This is a genomic window from Methylomonas sp. Kb3 (assembly GCF_002834115.1).
In the GTDB taxonomy this organism is placed as follows: Bacteria; Pseudomonadota; Gammaproteobacteria; order Methylococcales; family Methylomonadaceae; genus Methylomonas; species Methylomonas defluvii.
Genome location: NZ_PIZT01000008.1, coordinates 22535 through 42577, shown reverse-complemented (window position 1 = coordinate 42577; position 20043 = coordinate 22535). Strand labels below are relative to the sequence as shown.

At 53.5% G+C, this 20043-nt stretch carries 8 protein-coding genes and 1 riboswitch; of the genes, 1 reads left to right on the top strand and 7 read right to left on the bottom strand.

Going from position 1 to position 20043, the window contains the following annotated elements; translation table 11 throughout:
* The gene (locus CWO84_RS06680; RefSeq protein ID WP_033159009.1) at positions 1-783 is read left to right on the top strand and encodes a CpsD/CapB family tyrosine-protein kinase; all 783 of its coding nucleotides are present in this window, start codon (positions 1-3) and stop codon (positions 781-783) included.
* 48 nt (positions 784-831) lie between these two features.
* Here CWO84_RS06680 and CWO84_RS06675 read toward each other — a convergent pair whose 3' ends face one another.
* From CWO84_RS06675 to CWO84_RS06640, 7 genes are all read right to left on the bottom strand, one after another.
* A complete protein-coding gene (locus CWO84_RS06675) occupies positions 832-3219 on the bottom strand; it encodes a tetratricopeptide repeat protein (protein ID WP_033159010.1) in 2388 nt (795 codons plus the stop codon).
* 154 nt (positions 3220-3373) lie between these two features.
* The gene (locus tag CWO84_RS06670; RefSeq protein WP_033159011.1) at positions 3374-4033 is read right to left on the bottom strand and encodes a hypothetical protein; all 660 of its coding nucleotides are present in this window, start codon (positions 4031-4033) and stop codon (positions 3374-3376) included.
* Between the two features lie 11 nt (positions 4034-4044).
* Positions 4045-5739, bottom strand: coding sequence for a putative porin (locus CWO84_RS06665; protein ID WP_101052126.1), 1695 nt, complete (start codon positions 5737-5739; stop codon positions 4045-4047).
* 18 nt (positions 5740-5757) lie between these two features.
* Complete coding sequence (locus tag CWO84_RS06660) at positions 5758-6420, bottom strand: TonB C-terminal domain-containing protein (RefSeq protein ID WP_240617987.1); 663 nt, start codon at positions 6418-6420, stop codon at positions 5758-5760.
* A gap of 11 nt (positions 6421-6431) precedes the next feature.
* Positions 6432-6836, bottom strand: coding sequence for a biopolymer transporter ExbD (locus CWO84_RS06655; RefSeq protein ID WP_020482301.1), 405 nt, complete (start codon positions 6834-6836; stop codon positions 6432-6434).
* Between the two features lie 86 nt (positions 6837-6922).
* The gene (locus CWO84_RS06650; protein WP_101052124.1) at positions 6923-8710 is read right to left on the bottom strand and encodes a DUF2341 domain-containing protein; all 1788 of its coding nucleotides are present in this window, start codon (positions 8708-8710) and stop codon (positions 6923-6925) included.
* A 193-nt stretch (positions 8711-8903) separates the two neighbouring features.
* Complete coding sequence (locus tag CWO84_RS06640; protein WP_101052122.1) at positions 8904-19481, bottom strand: filamentous haemagglutinin family protein; 10578 nt, start codon at positions 19479-19481, stop codon at positions 8904-8906.
* 42 nt (positions 19482-19523) lie between these two features.
* Positions 19524-19602: riboswitch (cyclic di-GMP riboswitch) on the bottom strand.
* Between the last annotated feature and the right edge of the window lie 441 nt (positions 19603-20043).

The following is a 20043-nucleotide window of genomic DNA, read 5'->3' as shown; positions in this document are numbered from 1 at the left end:
ATGAACCCCATTGAAAACCTCGTGGAAAAAAGTAATCCAGCCGCAGCCGGATTAGCCAATCAACCCGGCGACAAAGTCAGCATCGCTTACACCAAAACGCGGGTGCACACTCCGGATCAAAACTTACTGAAGCAAAACCGGATTATTTCCGCAGCGTTACCTGGAAAATGGCTGGAATCCTACCGCATGCTACGCACCCGCTGCTTGCAGCAAATGGATGCGATGGAATGGAAAACCATGGCTATCACCAGCCCCAGCGAAGGTACCGGCAATAGCTTAACAGCCGCAAATTTAGCCATCAGCATGGCGATGGAACTTGACCGCACAGCCCTGCTGGTGGATGCCAATTTCCAAAATCCCAGCATTAATCAATTATTCGGCATTCAGCCGGGCGCAGGTCTTAGCGATTATTTGTTGAACGACACCGAGTTAAGCTCCATGCTGATTAATCCGGGCATCGAGCGTCTGGTAGTGCTGCCGGCCGGCAAACCTTTATTCAACTCAACTGAGATGTTGCGCTCACCGAAAATGGTACGACTGGTTAACGAACTGAAAAGCCGTTACCCATCGCGTATCATTATTTTCGATATGCCGCCGATCCTGTCGCACGATGATACACTGGGTTTTTCGCCTTATGTGGATTGCGTGTTGTTGGTGATCGACGAGGGGCATACCAAGACGGATCAATTGAAGCACGCGGCCTCTTTGTTAAAAGACACCAACGTACTGGGGACAGTATTCAATAAAGCCACCGACATTAAAATCGGCTATACCGGGGTTTAAGCCGGTCTGACGTGGCTACCTGCGGTAGCCACGTCCCTACATTTCCTATCAGAGTTTACTCAAAACATCCTTCGCTTCATTCAAGCCATCGAACTCCACTTTTTTATCGACCGCTTTTTGCAAATATTCGCGGGCTTTAACCGGATCGTTTTGCTTGAAATACACCATACCCAAATGATAATTACTGATCGGCGATTGCGGATCGCGTTCAATCACCTTCAACAATATCTCTTTAGCCTTATCGTAATTGCTTTGTTTATAGGCCACCCAAGCAACCGTATCCATCATATTGGGATTATTGGTTTGCAATAAAGGTTCGGCCAATTTGGCTGCCCGTTCCAAACTATCCGGACCGGCGGAAAAATCCGACAAGTAACTGGCCAGATTGTTAACCGCCACCACCGAATCCGGATGCAGTTTGTAAGATTCTTCGTAAAGCGCCAGCACCTTCTCATGCTGACCGTCACGATGATACAAACGCGCCAAGTCGTCGACCAGCTCCAATGCCCCTTTAGTTTTTTCAATCCCTTTTTTGTAGATATTGATGGCCTCGGCCTGGTTTTTTTGTGCCAACTCGATCAAGGCCAAGTTCCGATAAGGGCTATACCACTCCGGTTTGATATTCAAAGCCTTTGTGTAAGCTGTTTTTGCTTCGGCAAATTTCTGTTCGTTCAGATAAGCACCACCCAGCAAATTGTAAGCAACGAAATGATCGGGCTGCTGTTTAATGACTTGCTGCAATTTACCGATAGCCTTATCCGACTGCTTCAATACCAAATAGCTTTTGACCATCTCGGTCAAAGGCTCAATCGCATCCGGCTTACGCGCCAAGGCCTGTTGAAAGGCTTCGGTGCTGGCTTCCAGCTTGCCTTCCGCCTGATAGCCCAAGCCGGACATGTAAAAGCCGGTGGCGTCTTTATCGGATAACTGTTGCACCTGTTTGGCAATCTCTTGCGCTTTATCCCAATGCTTTTGCGACAACTCCATTTTAAACAGCGCCTCCAAGCCTTTCAGACTTTTCGGATTGGCTTTCATCAGTGCTTCAAGCTGCTGCTTGGCTTGATCTTGGTGCCCCGCTTTCATATGCAAGCCAACCAAATCCAGCCGGGCGGTCTCATCGCCCGGTGCGACGGCCACCACTTTTTCCATATTTTCTCTGGCCAGTTCTTCTTCGTTATTGCGCAGATGTGCTGCGGCCAGCATTTTCAACACACCGATATTGTTGGGTTGATCAACCAATACCGAGCGAAAATCGGCAATTGCGTCGGGAATTTTGTTTTCACCCAAAGCAAACTGACCGCGCAGCGTCAAAGCCTCGGCATCGCGCGGATTGTTATCCAACACTTCCTTGATCAAGGCCTTAGCCTCGTCGCCGCGCTTGGTCATTGCATACAAAGCCGCTAATTTATTTCGTGCGGTGATGCCGCTGGGTCCCAATTTATCCTGATCGACGACTTCTTTCATAGTCGCTTCGGCCTTATCGACTTGCTTTTGGGCAAGCTGGATATTCGCCAGTTTGAATTTCAACTCATACGCTTGCGGCTTTTGCTCTATCATCGGTAGCAGCTCTGCAATCGCCACTTCCGGACTGCGCTTTTCCAACAGGAAGTCGACCAAATAAGTTTTGGCGGTATCGTTGTCCGGCAATTTGCTAACCGCATCGCGTAAAGTCGCTTCGGCTTTATCGACTTGTTTGGTACCGACTTGGAACAAGGCTAACGTACGGTAATGCTGTAATTGCTGCGGCTCCAGTTTGACAATTTCCAACAACATGGCCTCTGAATCGGCAATCTGATTGTTTTTAGCGTACAAACCGGCCAGCATGCTGCGCAACGCCACATTATCCGGCTTCTTTTCAATAGTTTGCTTCAACAAAGCAATCGCTTCGCCTACTTTATCTAAACGCGCTTTAATCGAGGCCATCATCAAGGTCGCCGGCACATCGTCCGGACTGTTTTTCAAGGCGCGCTCCACCGTCATAATCGCGCCATCGCTGTTATTTTTGGCTGCTTGTACGCCGGCGAACAACACCAAAGCCTCAACATTGTCCGGTTCCTTCGCTAAAGCTTCGCCGACCATTTTTTCCGCATCGTCTACCGCGCGATTTAATAACAGCAGCTGACCAACCCGCACCCGCGCCATCACATGATTTTCATTGCCGGCAACCACGGTACTGTATTCCTTAAAGGCATTTTCGATTTTGCCTTGTTTACTCAGGGCTTCCGCAATCTGGAAGTGAGTTTCCCAGTCCTTGGGATCGATTTGCAGCACGTTTTTATAGGCAAGCAACGCTTTCTCATAATCACCCGCTTGATATAGCTGTTTGCCTTCTTCCATGTATTTCGCTTTCCGTTCATCGGCGCCGTTACAGGCCACCAAGCCGGTCGATAACACAACAATGCCTAGATTTTTTAAAAAATTTTGTTTCGTTGTCATTAGTCTCTCGATAATTCGTGCATTTGATTATGTAGCCGCCATGATGGAGCGCCGCTTTTTGGGATTTTAACTTATTTACGCGACCAAGCCTTAAGGCTTTCGGTAAATCAGCTAGGGTCGAGGTGCGGCATGTTGCCGCACCTGAGTAGAGAAACTATTGGACGCCAGCCGGCGCTGTGCCGCTATCCGCAGCAGATTGTTTTTGATATTTACCGGCGTTCAACTTGTCCTCATATTCCTGGACGATAGTTTCCATTTCCACACTGTTGAATTGCAGCAAGGCTTCATTCTGCAACACACTAGCCAGTGCGCCTTTGTTTTCGTAGCGTTCCAGCAATTCCTTGGCGGCCTCGTAAAGTTTCACATTATGAATATCGCAAACCCCCAATTGCTGCTCGGTTGCTTGCTGCTTGGCAGTTAATGCCGTTAATTGCGCTTGCAAATCGGCTTTAGCCTGACTCAATTCCTTATGCTTTTCCATCACGTCGGAGAGTCTGGCATTGCTTTTCTCCAAACGCTCGCGCACCTCACCATTGGCATTTCGCTGCGCGGATAACTCGCTGCTGATTTGCTCCTTGGCCGCCACTGCCGCCGAATGGGCTTTTTTCAACTGCTCAAGCTCCTGTAACTCCTCGGCTAACTTGGCCGATTCGGCCTTTGCCGCATCGCGTTCGGCAGTCAGGCTTTTAACCATCGCTTGCAGCTTTAAAACAGCGCCATCGTTCTTGGCAGCCTCACGCGGCGCGGCCTGACTGGTGGACCAGCTACTGCCAATAAGCACAAACAATACGGCCACTTTCGGAAATATATTCATCGGCAACCTACCTAGAATTGCGTATTGACGTCGATCTGCAACACATCGATACCAAGAGGGGGTCCCGTGATGATATCGGCACTCAACCAGCGGCCGGTCAACCAAACGTTTTTCATCAAGCCATAGTTACCGCCGATGAACCAGCCCTTACTGTTGGTACCGCCGAGGTGGAAATCAGAATCGGTGAATGCATCCAATACCGCATCGCGCTCCACGTACTTATAGGCAGCAAACACATTCCAATGACCGGCCACTTCGGCTCTTGGCCAACCGAAATCCGCCCTAAACTGCCAGGCGTTGGTTTTACCCTCAACCACCGTACCGTTCAGCATCCGGCTGACCGCAGCTTTATTAAAGCCGACGTTTTTAGCGTAGTCGCCGCTCAAGCGCAGATGGTAAGGGGCAAACAAAGTCATTTCATACGAAACATTGGCGTTGACGATATTGTAATCAGACGCCAAACCGACCATGCCCGGATTGGAAGCCAAAGCCCCCGTGCCTTCTCGGCAAATCGACGCCAAGGTATTGCCGCCCTGCATGAATTCCGGACGCGAAGCAGTGTTGCCGCGCGTATTGAGATCGCAAGTGCCTAAAACGCTGGTATTTTGCTTAGCCTCGACGTTGACGTAATCGAAATAAGCCAACGCGGCCTTTAAATTATCTTGATTGACAAAGCCCCAATCCACGCCGACTTGACCGCCGAACAACCATTTATCGCTGCTCAGCGCCGATTCTTGTAATGGAAACGCCCCGGCTGTCGCAAAAACGGAATGGGTGTGGTCGTCGTTAGCCATCAAGCTGTCCGATCCGCCCAAACGGTGGCGCACGGTGCCGGCAAAACCTTCGAAAGATAAATCCGTATCCCACACCAATTCGCTACCGCCGGTAAACTCACCGCCGCCGGTATACCAGGGGTTCTTGATCCGGCCGCCGGACAAGGTCAGCCATTTGAATTTATTGTCGTCAATCGCATCGTACTGCAGATAGGCCCGGTCCACGGTGAAATCGTATTTTTGTCCGGTAAAGCCCAAAGACTGGTTGGTAGATACCGGGTCACGTTGATTACCCGTCGCCAAACGCACACCGGCTTTCATACCATCGGTAATCGTTGCATCAATGCCCAAGCGCAAGCGCTCGCGAAAATGCTGTCTGTCGGTAGTCGTATTCAAGAATTGATCCACACCCGCCGCGTTCAGACCGCCTCTTTCGTTAACCGCCTGCCAGTCAATATAAGAATTGGCGATGTTTTCCTTGGCCATCATCTCATGCTGAGAACGTAAACGAATATCGCCGGACAGCTTGAAACGCCTGGTCCACTCCGGCAACGCATTAGGCAAGCCCCACTGTTCGTTCTTGGCCTTTTGCATCACATCACCGACCACTTCTTCGCGCAACTCGCTACGCACTTGTTGGCGAATTTCGTCCTTTACAAAATCAGGCACATAAGCCACCCGCACTTCATCGGCCGGCACGGCTTCCTTGACACCGGCCGCCTTGGCTTCGGCCACTTGCTGGCCGGCTTCGACTTCGGCTTGTTTGATCATCTCGTTGGCAGCCTTGTCGGTAATCACCCCTTGTTTGACCAATTGCTTGATCAAATTAGTGGTGGTATTGCGCAATTTCAGCAACTCTTCCTTTTCTCCGGCCTGCACGGTGCCGATCAGCCCGGATAGCGCCAGGGCCATCAGCTGTTTCTTATTCGCCATTGTTTTACCTGTGGATACTTAAATACGTGATGAAATTTTTAACTTGATCGGTTGCTGCATACCCGGTGGCGGCGCCTCCGCCACGCGGTCGAATTTGTTTAATAAGCGGCTGAGCAATTCGTCGATGTCCGCATCGTTGCTGCCCTTGGCCAGTTCGATGCGCTCTACCGAACCGTCGGCTTTCAGCCAGACCTTGACGATGGCGGTATAGCCCTTGCGGCGCAATTCTTCGTGGCTGCTGAGAATGTTCAGAATCCCGTTCTTGACCAAACCGCCGTACCAGGCAAACGGGTTGCCGGCGCCACCGCCGAACAAGCCGGTACCGCCCTTGCGGGCCGCCAGACCGAAACCGTCCGATCCCGCCGTGCCCTCAGCATCCAGCCCCAGATCGCGCGGCGGCGCTTGTTCTGGCTCGGGTTCCGGCTCAGGCTCGGGCTCCGGGTCGGGTTCCTTGATTTTTTCCTTGATCTCCGGCTCGGGCGGCTTCTCAACTTTCGGCGGTGGCGGCGGAGGGGGCGGCGGTTTAAACAGGGTCACCGGCTGAATTTTTTTCTCGTTTTTCGCCGGTTTTTTGTCGACGAATTCCATAATGATTTTAACGACGTAAAAAATCGCGATAGCGGCGATTACGGCAGCGATGAGCATCGGAATATAAACCCGCCAATGTTTCTTCTTTGACATGTCGCAAGACTTTATTTGGTCAGATTTTGGGTAACCAGACCAACCTGGGTAATTTCCAGTTTGCCGAGCAAAGCCAAAATATCGACGACGCTTTGATACTGGACAGTAGCGTCCCCCTTAACCACCACCGGCAGTTCCGGATTGGCGGCCTTGTATTGCATCAGCGTCGATTCCAGTTGCTCCATCGTCACCGGAAAAGTGTCGAGAAATAGCGTGCCATCGGCAGTTACTGTAATGGCTTTAGTTTGCGGCTTGGCCAGACTGGGCGTATTGCTAGCCTTAGGTAGATTGACCTGCACGCCTTGCACTGCTGCGGTGGTCATCAGAATAAACACCACCAGCAACACATAAGCCAAATCCAGCATCGGCGTAACGTTGATTTCGTCGTACGCTGCGTTTTCTTCTTGAACTTTCATTGAGTCTTCTCGGGTTTTCGTAGGGTACGCAGCGCGTACCGGCAGACTTTGGCAAGGTACGCATTGCGTACCCTACGAACGTTTAATTAGCTATGCTGCTCGGCCAGTTTGGCGACGAACTCGTCAACAAACACGTGCATGTCGGCGGTCACAGCCTTGATCATGCTGCCCAGGTAGTTGTAGGCAAACAGCGCCGGAATCGCCACTCCCAAGCCGGCGACGGTGGCCGCCAGCGCCGCGGCGATACCCGGGGCGATGGCATTGACATTCACTTCGCCGCTGGCGGCAATCGCCGCGAACGTGATCATGACCCCGACCACGGTGCCGAGCAGCCCCAGGAACGGTCCACCGGAAATCGCGATGGTCAACAACACCATTTGCGAGTTGAGTTTTTGCAGTTCCCGCACCAACACGCCGTCCATTGAGGCCTTTACCGCATTCAAAGCCTGGGCGGACAAGCCCTGGTCGGCCGCCTCAGCGCCCACGCTTTTCGCCAGACGTTTATTCATTTCCTGCACGCCGACGTGGTAAATCCGGTAGATCGATGAACCCGCAAACGCCGCATGATTGCCGGTCAAGGACAGCAACAACGGCGATTCGTCATAATCTTCCTGGCCGTCTTCGTCCTGGTGATCCAGATTGCTGATATTTTTGGCGCCCAGTTGGCTGAAAGCCTCTTCGAATTTCTTGTTCTCACTGCGGGTACGGTTCAACACAATCGCCTTACTGACGATCACCAAGGTACTGACGATAAACATCACCCCCAGAATCCCGATGATGACCCAGCCGTCCACGGTGACGTTATCCAGCGTAGACATCAAATAGGATTCGCCGCCCTCCTCACTGTCGGGCGTGCTGTCTTCGCCGTAGTTCAACAACGCCGACGACTGGCCTTGCATCATTGCCGCGAATTGCAGGTAATTCTGATCGCGAGCGACCTTCGCAATACCAAATTCATCAACGGCACCGACCAAGCCACGCGAACCATCCACTGCCGCGCCTATGCTCATATCACCCAACAGCGACGGCACGCTGGCCGGCAGGATCCCAACCGGTTTACCGTCCACATACAAGGTAAAACCGTCTTTATTCCCGGCGACTGACAAATACTGCCAAGTGGCCAAATTCAGATCGGCGGAACTGACCAACTGCTTACGATTAACCTCCAAAACCGGGGTTTGACCTCTAACAGATAAAATCAGCCCATCCCGCGCGAATATCACCCCGTCGGTTTGGGCTTGATCGATTTTTACCCACGCCGAAACGGTCCAGCCAAATTCGACGGCCATCTGAATCGCGGGGGTTGCCGCAATGCGTATCGATTGACTACCGTTAAAACCGCCCGCTTCGCCAATGGCTCCACCTTCCACAACGGTTTGGGTAGCGGTGGCCGGTTGATTGGCGTAGGCCGTAGCGTCTTTAACCGGACCGGCTTCGAAGTGATAGGCAACCGCTTGCGCCACATCGAAAATTCCCGGCGCATCTTGGCCGTCTACAGCCTTGGGATTGCCATAATACATCCAGAACATCGGCTCATCGGCCGTCGCAATGTCCTTGGGCAATTTCACCCAAATCAAAGCCATTTCGTTGACCGTATCGATTTTCTCTATGTAAAACTTCAGCGGCGTTTTGTCGTCGCCGGCCATGAAGCGCAAATCCTTGCCTTTTTCACCCAAATCGGCGAAGAAGCTGAAATTGCCGGTATGCAGTCGCACCAGCACCAAGCCCTCCGCTACCGGCGTCACGCCGCCCTGCTGCAATTGCTGGGCATCTATGGTTATTTTCTTTCTATAACCCCAATCGTCGTTCCACCAAGCTTGCGCCAGTCCGGGCATCGCCAACAGGGCCGCTACTAAAAACACAATCCGTTTCATGATCACTCTCAAATCAAAACATAAACTGGATTATCCCAACGTTTTTTTACATGATTATGACGGGCGGGAAAGAATCGAAAAAACGGGAAAAAATAGTATTAATCCGACCGATTTAGCGCAGGCCGACACGCCCACTGCCCGCTGCGAACACGGGCAATTCAGCCATTGTCAGCCTGAATGGTGACTAAGCGGGTTATTCACCAAAACCCAGAATATCCACGCTCAAGATACCCAAGGTGTTGGCCGCGGCCTTAGCCAATTTTTCGGCTGCTTCCTTACCAACGCTGCCGGTGCTATCCAGCGATTTGCCGACCGCCGCCGCCACATTGCTGACACCGGTCAAACCGGCGGCGATGCTACCGGTCGCGGCGACCGGCACGCCCACGGCAGAACCACCAACATCAATATTATCCGCGCCGACAATGGCGGTGGCCGCCAGCGTGATGTTATTGCCTCTAATACCCGCCTCACCGGCATCGATGATGCCGCGCGGCGCAAACAATAACACGTCGCCTGCTCCTACCGTTCTGATACCGCCGCCCTGCAAGACCGGCGATACTTCCAGTACCGGCATCCCCGCCGCGTCGTAACTGACTTTAAGCGGTGGAGCCGCCAACGCGGTTTGCGCACTCCGACCGGCATCGACATCACCCTCAGTGGAACCGCCGGTAATATTGCCGTTACCCAAAGTCACCACGCGCTGGATGTTCACATCGATGTCGTTGCGGGCCAGCAGATTAGCCTCGCCCTGTTTTTTTACGATCACGCCCAACTCATCGTCTTCCTTTGCTAAACCAATATCGGCGGTTGCCAAGCCCACGGTAATGCCACCATTGGGAGTAAACAGATTGGCGTCGCCGCCGTCCTTGGTTTGTATCGAGCTTAAAAACAGCGATATATTGCCCAGCTTGGGCCTGACCAACTCACGGGCGTCGTCTTTCTCGCGGTCGCTAGCGCTGGCAAAAGTTTTGCCCTGCCGTGCCAACTCTGCCTCAATTTTTTGCTGCAGCGCGGCATTCAAACTATTCAAGATATTACTGGCGCTGGTATCGGCGTTAACTACAATGCCGTTCGCAGCATCAATGCGGTAATTGCTATTGCCTGCCAATAAGGTGGTACCGGGGAACAGCGACTCGATGGTAGCCAGCAATTTTAGCTCGGCCAGATCCTGCGCCTGTTTGGTGGTGGCTTTGGCCAGCGTGCTGGCATTGGCTTTTACCTCCTGCAAAAACACCGATTGCACGACGCTTAACAGCTTGCTGTCTAACCGGGCCTTATCCACCGTGGAAAGCCCGCTAAATGCCAGTTTGGCCGCATCGACACTTAACGACGGGTCGCCGGTGATGCTGCGCATTTCCTGCACGAACAAATTCAGGTAACGCTGATTTTCCAGGACGTATTTACCCGAGTTGAGCATAAACTCTTCGGCAAAGCCATTGCTGTTCAGCGCACCGCCAGCCAAACCGGCAATCACGGTAATGTTGGCACCGTCATCCGCCAGCGCGGCATTGGACTGGTCGCCTGAGGAAGTGATACCAATAGACGATCCCAAATTTACATCCCGGCCCGCCAGCGCGGTTAATTGTCCGGGACCGGCCACGTCTATACCTTGATCGGCTTCGATAATATTGCCGGTATCGGGGTGAATATTGATCGTGTAACGAATGTCTCGGCCGGCATTAAAGATACTGACCGCGTCGGCGTTGTTATGTTGAATATTAAACGTGGCGCGGACAATATCCTTACCGGCGCTGACCTCGGCGGGCTTGGCCAATACGAATACGATGTCATCGTCGATACGGCCAATGTTGCCGCTGCCGGTACTGATCAACACCGGATTCGGGTCATTGGCGTGCAGCGGCGTGCTGGCATGTATCGCGGTGGGCGATTGCGGTTGCTGAATATCCAGAACCTTTAGCACGTTGTCCAAGTCGGTTAAGGAAGACCCGACGAAGGGCAATGCGGCGCTAGGTAATCCCGCGGGTTCCGCATCGCTCAAAATAATCCGCGGATTACCCTCACCGGTTAAATTCTCAGCCGCAAATAACTCCAAGTCACCCTGCGCCGATGGGTACAAGGTGAAGCTCTTGTCCACGGCTATATTGCCGTTAAGTGCGTAGGCATGCAGGCCGGCGGGATAAACCAAAAAGCCTTCGGAGATATTGGTATTGGTGGCCTTCTTCAAACTGGCGATGTCGTTTTCCAGGCCAAGGTCGCCGGAAAGCGTGGTCAATGTCACATTGCTGTCGGTGCTATAGCGGAAAAACCGATTCGATGAGCCATTAATCAAATCGACCGACTCCGGCAAGGTCACGAACATCGGATCGACAATCGCTTCCAGGGCCATGGACTTGCCGGCGACGACATTAAACTGCGCATCGCCCAAAGCCAATATCGGATTCAAACCCTTGTTGGTACCGGCTTTCAAAGAGCCGTGCGCATAAATATCCGCCGCCCCGCCATCCACATAAAACACGCCGCCGGCGATATCGCCACCCGCCTGCAATTGCAGATTGCCGCCGCCGTTCACTTCCACCACATTGGTTTTGAACGTGATAACAGTGGCGTCCGCCACCGGTGTGTCCCGCTCGCCTACCTGTTTACCGGTGGTAGGTATCATCACCGACAAGTCTTCAACATTTCCGCCCGCGCTGATGCGGACATTACCGCCGCCGAAAGCGGTTACGCTTTGCTGATGCTGACGAGAAAAGCCACTTGAGTCGCTGATACCCAAGGCCACGCCCCAGGCTGTCGGACGTTCCGAGTTGAATTCCGTACTGTGCTGATTGCTGTTGGACCAATCGCCGGTACGTACCAACGCATCGCTGAGCAACTGCGCACTAGGTTTGGCGTCTATATCCCGCCCGACCTGAATACTAATGTCGCCGCCGTCCAAAGGATATTCTGCGTAGAACAATGCGGCCAAATCCGGTCCGCCGCTACCCCAGCGTTTGGCATCATCCACATCCGCCCGGCCCGCCGTGTAGATCGCCGAGTTTTGATTACCGTAAACCAAGTCACGCGCCGCGCGAATATCAATATCGCCGGTGCCGGTCCGCACGCTGACATCATTGGCTAAACTGACGTCGCCGCTGCCGGCGCTGGTCAACAGACTGGCAGAGGCCAGCACAGTCATTGCATCGGCGGAACCCAAATCGGCGCCGCCGATCAGTTGGTAACTCCACGAAGCTCCGGTTTGCAAATAATCGCTGACGTTGATAGCTCCAAAATTGGCGGAATTCAAAACCCCGGTGGAAAAGCCGTCGCTCAAATTGGCATTGATTAACAAATTGCCTTTCGCTCTAAGCGTTAACACCCCAACCAGATCGTTATTGGCGCCATAACGCCAGGCTTCTCCGCTATCGAGTTTTCCCAAATCCCAGGTTTCGGCGATGGTCAAATTGCCGCTACTGCGAACTTCCACGCCGGGGATGATGGTAAAACCGGCGCCAAAGCGGCTGTTAGCCACATTAGCCGCTGCCAAATCGGCCATATAAGCCAGATTATCGTTATGCATCGCCTGCTGTTCGGCGGAGGCGATACGGCTGTTGTGATAAATACGCGCGCCTTCAACGGTGACGTCGCTATCGCCAACGATAGTGCCTGCGGCAATGGGCTTGACGTTAATGTCCGCCAGACCGTCGCTGTCGGTATCGTCGCGGTCGGCACGTAAATACACCTCGCCCGCTACGCCGGCTCCAGCCGCTGCAACGTTGATGCGCGCGCCGGGCTGGATGTCAATGCCGGCGCCATCGGCGGACGCATCGATAGACGACAAACTCACCTTGCCGCCGTTGCCGTTCGCCGCTTGCGCGTTCGCTAGAATCAGCGCCGAGCTATTCAGCGTCAGCAGATCTTCCGCCGCCAAAGTCACCGAACCGCCATTCGCACCCGCAGCATCCAAGGTGCCGGCAATGCTGATACTGCCGGTGTCGGCGCTCAGGTTGATCGCATTAGCATTCACGGTTTGCCCGGCATCAACCACGATATCGCCGCTGCGGGTTCTCAGTTCAACAGCACCGCTAAAACCGGCGGCGGTAAACACCGCATTTAACACACTAAAGCCGCCGGCGCTCAAACTGCCGGTATCAACGGCGACCTGGCCACCGTTTGCCTTACCGACGCCATGAGCATCGATAAAACCGTTGAATTGCACCTGGCCGGCGCCGGCTTGCGCGGACAGTAAACCGGCCAGCATCCCGGCATTACTGGCGTTTAACAGCAGCTTGCTGCCCGCTTCGGTGCTGACATTGCCATGCTGAGAACTCAGACTGATTTTGCCGCCGGATAGATTCACCGGCTTGCTTAAACCCGCATACGCCACAGCACCGGATACATCGATCAATGCATTCCCGCCTAAGGTCACATTACCCTGCAAAGCGTTCATGGACACGTTACCGGTTTGATACAACAAGGCCGTATTCAAACCAATGCTATCGGCTTCCAACAGTAATTGCGCAGCTATGCCTTGGGTAGAAGCGGTTAGCAACTGGCTGCCACCCGTGAGCGACAAGTTATGGCCGCTGGCACTGATGATGGTTTTAGCGCCGTTCTCGGCACTGACATAAGGTGTGCTGACACTTAAGTCGGCCAATGCGGTTAAGGTGCTGTCACCATTGCCCATCATGCGCTCACCGGCATTCACATTAACTGCGCTAAAACCGGACAGCTGGAATTTACCTTGGTCCAGCAGCAGCTCTTGCACATTGACATTCAACACCCCGCTGCCGTCACCCGCCAAAACACTACCCGTAGACTTGCTATTGGCAAGACTCAAGGTTTTCGCATTCAAAGATAGGGTTTTCCCGACATTGGCTTTACCGGCCAGACCCAAGGCATCAATGCGTAAATCGCCGAACTGAAAAGGCTGACCAAGGGCATCGGTTTGCAATAACTCACCGTACAAATTGACCATACCCCGGCTGCTCAACACCAGTTGATTAACAGTCAAGTGTGCGAGCTGAGTATTATCCAGCGACAGGCCGTTCACTACACCGGCGGTCTCGCCGAGGTTGATGGTCTCCGCGCCCAGATACAAGGAACCGCCGGCCAGATTCAATTCGCCTGCCATTTTGGTCCGCCGTGTCGAGTCCAGCGCCACCGAACCCGCGCCGGCCGAAATGACCGCGCCGGCACTTATGTTTAGATCGCCTTTCAAGCCCTTGGCGCCGGTTCGGTTGATCGTTGCCTGTTTGCCCGCCGATGCGCGCAGTAAGGCGCCGTCGCCGTTCAGCTCCAGCACCGTATCGCCATCGGTATCCGCAACCGCGCCGCTGGCTTCGATTTTGACACCCTGTTCAAGCGTGACGGTTTCGCTGGCGGCCAGCAAGGCCTCCGGCGCTTTCAAGGTCGTGTTTTGGGCTAGCGTCACTGACTTGGCAATAACATCCAGCTTGGTATGGCCAGTCGCGGCATCAAAGCTTCTCACCGCACCCAGCAACAAGCTATCCACTCTAAACTTATCCAGGTCGCTAACCAACAATTCGACATCGTCGGTTGCGGCGGTTGTGCCCAAGGCCAATTTATCCGCCACGATGTCGACCAAGCCGCCACGTCCGCCCTCGACTACATCGGCCACCACGGTGGGTAGCTCCAGACGGGTTTTGGCGTTTAGCACCAATTGCCCGGCATCTTGCGGCAGACGCGGAATCGCCAGTTCTTTATTTACCGCTCTATCCGCGAAAAATTGGTTGGCCGAGCTGATGTTGTATTCGCTGCGGGTTTTAGCAATGCTGCCGGCTTCGACCACATACTCCGACCAATACTGATCGCGGATGTCTGTTCCGGCAACGCTGCGGTAGCCGGTAACGACAGCAGCGCCATCGACCCGGGTTCTACTGGTGCCGGGAATGGCATTGGCGCTGCCGGCGACCGGCGACACCAAAAATGCATCCGGCAATAAGGCGTAACGAGCCGGCAGTAAGGCGTAGTAGCCGGCGGCAAGGCCGCTACCGGCACCGATGTAAATGCTGTCGCCAGTCTTCAAACCTGATTCGGGAAACGATTTGGGGTCGAACGGCGAATAACCGGACATACCCGGCACGACCGCAAAGCGCTGATCAGTATCAAGAACATCTACCGAACCGCCATCACCGGGAATAAATTCGAAGCCCAATAAATCGCCGCCGCCGGATAAATCCACCAAAGCACCGTCTTCCCGAAGGATTTGCGTGGCCTTAACGGTTATTTTCTTCTCGGGGCTTTCAAACACCCGCTTTTTATCCGTTTCTGCCGGTTTCAGATCGGGGTTAACCACGTTCAGGTTGTTGCCAGTGCCGGCCAAGGGCAGCAGCCATTCCAGGCCGCCTTGGGTGACGCCCAGCGGGATGATTTGCCCCTTGGCCGAGACCGACGTAACGCTGTCGGCTCCGAAGGTCACCGATTTTGTCGCCTCCAAAACGATCTCGCCCAATGGCGCGGTGAGCACGCCGTTTTGGACGATATTCGGACCCTGCACGGTCAAACTGCCCAAGGCAGACAGCACCGGCGTTGCATGACCGCTTTTGTTGAAAGTCACCGTGCCGTTCGGATCGCCGGCGACCGCCAAGGTAAACTCGGTCAAGGAGGTGGGATAAACCTGCGCCGCAGTTAAATTAAGCTTGGAAAAGGTTTTAAACTCGCCGACAAAATCCAATTCCTTACTATCAATCCTTATACCTTTCAGGCGAATATCACCGTCGGCGGCGAGATCAACCGTATTAAAACCGGTCGTTACCGAACCACCGACCAAATCGATTAAATCGGCATTAACCGCCAATCTGCCATCGCCGTTGCTGGTTTTTACTAGCGGTGCGCGATAGCTATCCGACCCCAAAGTCGCGGTGGTAGCGCTGACTTGCACATTACCGGTATCGGCGGCGGTGTTCCGCTCCCAACCGAAATTGACTGCATCCAAAGCAATAGCGTTATTCAGTTGCAGATCGACATCGCCCGTAAACCGAATCTCACCCTTCTCTCCGGATACGGCCAGATCCAGAGAGCTAAAACCGCCCTCGCTAATCTGCTCGGCAGCCAGATAGCCAATGCCGGTCAGCCGATCACCGGGCGAATCTTTCTTGGGTAATGAATCGCCGGGTTTAGAAAAAACGGCGGAAAACGGTACATTGCGTTCCTGGGAGATTTTCAAAATGCGCGGCGCGCGCGGAAAGATTGAGTTTTCTACATCCGGATCGGCACGATTGTCTACGTTAAGAAACACCGACAGTTTGCCGCCGGAGGTGCCGGGCGCAACGCCGCCGGCGGCTTGCATATCGCCGTCCAGGAACGCGCCTTCGGCGGCGGTGATATTGATGCTGCCGGCGTGCGAACCTACTAGCGTGGCGGCAAAACTCGCGCCTATCGCGGCGGGACTATTAACCGGTAAATCCAGGATGTCTTGGCTACCGGAAACATTGATCAAAGAGCCGGCCTGGGAGGCAAAAAAGCCGCGTTGCGCATTGACGAGCACCTTGCCGCCGTCAAAAACCTTACCGATACGCCGGCCCAAGCCGTCCACGGTAATTTGACTGCCGCCGGACACATCGATGCGGGCAGTGCTACCCAGCCAGATGCCTTGATTCTGCTGGTACTGCGGATCGACCTCACTTTGATCGGGAATAATATCCAGAGCCAGGGTACCGCCATGTGCGATGATCCGGCCATCCAGCACCAGGGACGAATCGGACTCCAGCGTAACGCTGCTTAAATCGTCGGCGTTAATCGTTGCGGTAGCAGCCACCAGCAAATTGCTGTTGGCATTAATCCCGGCGGCATGGTCGGATCGCAAGATCAATTTGCTGGGTGCGCGCAGCTCCGGCAACAAGGTCGTCAAATCCGAGAATGCTTCGATACCGTCGGCGTTAGCCTGTTCCAGATAGGTGTTATTTAGTACTCTGTTCTGTTGGCGCAGCTGGATATTGGCACCGTCGTCCACCGTCAATCCGTTTAGGTTTGCACCTATATCGAACTCGGCAAAGCCGCCTTCGCCGAAAAACGTCGTAGCGATTTGCAAAGGCTGTACGCCGCCATCGCCTATGCTAGGCGTCTCTTCCCGGCGAATGGCTACCGCGTTGGCTTTTACGGTAAAACCGCCGCCTTGTTGCATGGCATAAGCGTGCATGACACCATCCAGCAACACGTTGGCGCCGGCCTTGTCTATGGCAGGTTCGGCGACCAACATAATACCGCCCTCTTTAAAAGTATCACCCTCGCCGGTGTTTCTTTGCGCCTTACCGGCTTCCAGCCTGCGGTCTTCGTGCAACCAGGCCCCGGCGCTGATGTCGATCAAACTGCCGGCCCGCAAATACACCCCACCGCCGTTACCCTTGGCCTTGGCTATAAAGGTACCGCCGTCTATGGCCACCGTCTTGCCGTCAAGATTTTCAGGCTGGGCGAAATCGTTAATCCATTCCCCGCGCAAATCTATTTTGGCGCCGGAAGCCAGATTAATCTCACCTTGCAGCCCAGGCGCGTTGGTTTCGGCGGTTTCCAGTTTTACCGTGGCGCCGGCACCAACGATATTGCCGCGCACGTCAATCGCGCCGCCTTGTAACGTCAGATTACCGCCGGCCGCCAAGCGCAAAGTCGCATTCTCGGCAAGGCTGATGTTACCGTTGGTTTTAAACACCGCAGTATGCACGCCGCCGTCGATGAGCTTGTTGGCATCCACGGCCAAAGCCATGGCCAAGCCGTCATTTCCGACCGGGAACACCTCGTCGATATCCAAATCAATGCTGTTTTGCACGCCAGCGGAGAAAATCAAGGCCTGTGCATTACTCAGGGTAAACGCGGTATCGACCGTCAGACGGCTGCCTTTGGCCTGCTCGGCCAGCGTCCGCTGCCGCCTGCCGCTGGTGGTTTTACCCAGCAGGTCGCCGTCTAAAATGGCGTTGTTGGCTCGAATCATCAGGCTGCCGGCGTCCTGGCCTTCCACATAACCCGGTTCGAAACGCGCCAGCGTGAATGGACCGTCGATTTTCCAGACTTTGGTGATGCCCCATTTTTGATATTTTTTCACCACCTCGCCGTAAATCGCCTCGTAAGGCACCAAAGGATCGGCTTCGCTAATATCCACCAAGCGGCCATTAGCCAGCAGCTTACTGGTGGTAATAAAGCCATCCAGATAAGTAATCTCGCCACCGGAAAAGTCCAGAACCGCACCTTTTTCCAGGATGACATCGCCTTCGGAGTTAAGCGCGATCTCGCCGCCGTTAACCATCCTTTCGGCGACCGTGCGGCCAATCCCCGCCACGGTAGGCGCAATATCGGTTAGCGGCGTACCTTCTCGGATGTCCACCAGGACGGTCTTACCTTTTAATATGCCGGTTTTTTGCAACGGCGCGTCTTTCAATTCAAAGTTGCGCAGCTCCACTTCCAAGACATTGCTTTCCATGGTGCGGATGACTTTATCGGTACCGGACACATCGATTTTCGCGCCGGCATCGATCAGGATCCGGCTATCGTTTTTTAGGCTGTTGTCGGCAACCGGATTTAACGGCGATTTAGTCGCGGTAATTGATACCTTGCCCGAAGGCGCGTTGATTTCCGACCCAGCCTGTAAATGCACCTTATCAGCCATAATCTCGACCCGAGATTGCGGCTGCACCTGACCGGGTACAGCGGTTTTTTCTACCAACACCTTGACGGTTTCGCCGGATTCCAAAGTTTGCGTTTCCTCTATGTATTCCACCTCCGGCAGAATCTCTGTGGTGCTGCCCACACCCAAAGTCACTTGTGCGGAACGCCCCAAACCATCGCCTTTATCTGTCGTGCGGGTGGTCCCCTTTGCGGCTATTACTGTCTCGCCGCCTTCGGTTTTGGTGGTGAAACCCTCCCTAGCCAACAGGCGGATAGTGCCGTTGACGTTGGTGGAGGTTGTTGCCGACACCTTGCCGCTTTGTTTGACGGCAAAACCCATCAAGGTGACGTTACCGCGATTGGCAACGATGTTACCCAAGTTTTCCACCTTGCCGCCGGTTTCGACTTCCACCAGCAAGCCGCGCACGTCGTTATTGCTTCTGTCATCGGCGGTAGGAGCTTCCTGCAAGTACACCTTGTCGGTTGCCGCCGCCATGATCACCTGGCCGCCGGGCGATTCCACATCACCTTTGTTCATGATGCTCGGGGCAATCACCAGGATGCGGCCGCCCTCGCCGGACTTAATCCGCGCCCCGCTTTCCACTTTGATTTCGATGGGGACTTTTTGACCGTCGGCATCCAGCTTAAAACTGCCGTCGGTATTTTTTTGATAATAATCGCCGGAACCTACAAAAGCGGCGCGACCATCCTTGGAGACAGTGCCTATGGTTTCTTTATCAAAGGTTTTTTCGAAACTGACATCCATCGTCGAAGCCACCAAACCGCGGGCATTGACCACGGAATCCCTACCGAACACGAAACCGTTTTTATTGACCAAATATATCTGGCCGTTAGCGGTTACCGAACCCAAAATCTGGCTGGGATTTTTACTGGGATCGACGATTTTGTTTAGGGCGATGGCGCTGGCGCTGGGCTGTTTAAACTCGACGGAACTCTCGGCACTGACGTTGAATTTATCCCAATTCAGAATAACCCGGTCGGTTTCCTGATTAATGGTCATATTATTGCCGATGACGGAACGACTGGCGCCGCCCATGCTGGCCCAAACCGCGCTGGGCACCGGTAACTCGGCGCAGACCGGCGAGACGAAAGCGATGAGCATACTGCCCGCGACTGCCGACTTTACGCAAGCCGCAATAGGATTTAATCTGAAAAATACCGCGTCGCCATGCTGATGCTGTTGTCTATTAGTCATAATTTCGCCTGTGCCAATCCAAGAAACAACCGAATAAAATCAGTTGGCAACCCGGCTGTCTTGACTGACAAGACCCGCGGCTTTCCGCCCCCGCCTCGCAACGGGTTTAGCAATATTTAAATAAAATGGTAAAAATTATAAAAATAACTTTTAACTACCTTAATAAGCATAAAATGCTGAATAAATACTAATTTAAAACCATTGCATAATAACTGTACAAAAGTAGTATCAAGGCAATATAAAATATTACATATTTATTACATGAAATAGATTTGTAATAAATATGTAATATTATTAGGCGAAACCTATAATCTAAAATAATCGTATTGCCCGCAAAAGCGGCTGCCCAGGGAAATCCACAACCTGGATTCGCTGCACGGTCTGCGGCTCCCGCATACGCGAGAATGACGAGTTTTTAGAGACCCTCTAGGGAGCCACTGATAGTGCCTTTTCCCTCAGCAGGCTGTCGTAAACACGCCTTGCCCGGAAGGCGATACCGTTAATTCTTAAGGGTCCGCGTAGGGTGGATAAGCCTTGCGCATCCACCACGATTGCCGGATGC